Source organism: Gemmatimonadota bacterium, from assembly GCA_039715185.1.
GTDB lineage: Bacteria > Gemmatimonadota > Gemmatimonadetes > Longimicrobiales > RSA9 > DATHRK01.
In genome coordinates this window covers 1-1,742 of record JBDLIA010000201.1, presented here as the reverse complement: position 1 = coordinate 1,742, position 1,742 = coordinate 1, and the positions used below count along the sequence as shown (strand labels likewise).

At 66.4% G+C, this 1,742-nt stretch carries 4 protein-coding genes; 2 read left to right on the top strand and 2 right to left on the bottom strand.

Features of this window, described 5'->3' with window-relative positions; translation table 11 throughout:
- Positions 1 to 402, top strand: a 402-nt coding sequence (locus ABFS34_16710; protein ID MEN8377067.1) for a sigma-70 family RNA polymerase sigma factor, incomplete at its 5' end; no start/stop codon positions are given.
- Positions 399 to 791, top strand: a complete 393-nt coding sequence (locus tag ABFS34_16705) for a hypothetical protein (GenBank protein ID MEN8377066.1) — start codon at positions 399 to 401, stop codon at positions 789 to 791. The genes ABFS34_16710 and ABFS34_16705, both read left to right, overlap by 4 nt.
- Positions 792 to 794: 3 nt before the next feature.
- Here ABFS34_16705 and ABFS34_16700 read toward each other — a convergent pair whose 3' ends face one another.
- The gene (locus ABFS34_16700) at positions 795 to 1,430 is read right to left on the bottom strand and encodes a class I SAM-dependent methyltransferase (GenBank protein ID MEN8377065.1); all 636 of its coding nucleotides are present in this window, start codon (positions 1,428 to 1,430) and stop codon (positions 795 to 797) included.
- A gap of 68 nt (positions 1,431 to 1,498) precedes the next feature.
- Positions 1,499 to 1,742 (bottom strand): hypothetical protein (locus ABFS34_16695; protein ID MEN8377064.1); only part of this gene is annotated, 244 nt, incomplete at its 5' end.

The window sequence follows — 1,742 nt, the reverse complement described above, 5'->3', positions numbered from 1 at the left end:
CTCGACCTCTACGACGAGAAACGGCCGTTCTATCCGTGGCTCGCCACCATAGCGGTGCGACTGGCCCAGAACTGGCTGAGGCGCCACAGCCGCGCGAGCTTGCGTGAAGGCGCACCGATCGACCCGGAACGTGAACCTGCCTCAACCGTAGATCCGCTGGACGATCTCATCGCCGACGAACGCGACCGCAGCCTGTGGCGATCGGTCGCTGCGCTCCCGTCAGGAGAGCGCACGGCGGTCACGCTGTACTACCGCCAGGGAATGAAGGCGGGCGATGTCGCTCACGCGCTCGGCGTGACGAGAGGCACGGTGAAGACGCTCCTGTTTCGTGCACGCCGGAAGCTCCGCGCCGCCATCGGCGTCGGCGCGGACTCCCCGGGACACCGTGAGGACCGAACATGAACTCGCTCGAATCCGATCTGACGCGTCTGCCCGAGCCGGAGTCGCCGGCAGGGTTGTCGGCGGGCGTCATGGCTCGCATCGCGCGTCTGGAGAAGGAGCGTACGGTGGGCGCCGGCGAGCCGCCGCGGGTTGCCGTCACGAAGGCCGGCCGCGAGCGGTTGGCGTGGGCGGCGGCGCTCGCGGGCGTGACCGCCGGCCTCGGCGCCCAGGCATACAGGCTGTTCGTGGGAGAGGCCACCTTCCAGCTCACCTCGCTACGGATCAGCGGCGGCATGCAGGGCATCATCGAGATGCCGCCCGCGAGTCCTGCGGTCGCAGTTCTCGCGGCGGGCTTGCTGCTGTATCTAGGGGGACTCTTCGCCTCGCTCAACGGCGCGGGCCATCGCTGACCTTCAACTCTTTCTCAGCACCCAGGTCGTCATGGATCGCATGTTCTGCACGACGGTCGTCTTCAGAGGATCGAGCAGCTCGCCCCCGAGGTCCGAAGTCATGCGCAGCAAATAGTCTTCGTCCACCAGGAAGCGGTCGCTGCCATCGGGCAGATGGTGCCATCTATCTCGCAGGTGTTCGACCCTTTCCTCGATTCCGATCGTCGAGGCGAGACGCGAGAAGAAGACCCCACCGTGATCGAGGACGCGCCACATCTCGGCGACCATGGCCTCGAACTCAGCGGAGTCCTCGGCGAAGTGGAGGACGGCGCTACAGATCACCGCGTTGAAATAGTGGTCGGCAAAAGGGAGATCCGTGAGCCGACCGACGCGGAAGTTCGTGGCGGGAAGACCGGGTGCCGCCTCCGATGCGACGCCGCGGATCCGGTCGATCTCGGCAGGGTCGGTGTCCACGCCGAAGACCTCCGCGCCGCACCGCATCAGGTAGACCGAGTTGCGGCCCCCACCGCAGCCCGCGTCGAGCACCCGCATCTCCGGGGTGATGCGGCCGCGCATGAGCTGGTCGAAGACGTAGATGTCGATCCGACCGAACTCGGCCAGGATGCGCTCGGCGCCGCAGGGTAGGTCTGGAGAACTCACAGACCTACCCTAACTCGGCCGATCGGCTGCTGAACAGTCTCGCCCGTGGTTCCACGGCCCTACGTGTCTCAGCTTCCGCCGCTCGGGCGCCAGTTCTCGAGTCCGTGTATCGCACGAACGTCCCTGATGACGTCTCCGAAGGTGCGCTCGGGTACGAACTTCAGGTCGTTCCAGCGAGCGACGCCGAGCTCGATGGCGAACTCCTCCAGCTTATGGGGCTCGGTGGTCTCGACGACCCAGAGGAAGGTGTGCTCGAGCCCGGAGTGGTACTGGTCCACCACGGCGGTGACTCCGTACTTCTCCATCAGCGGT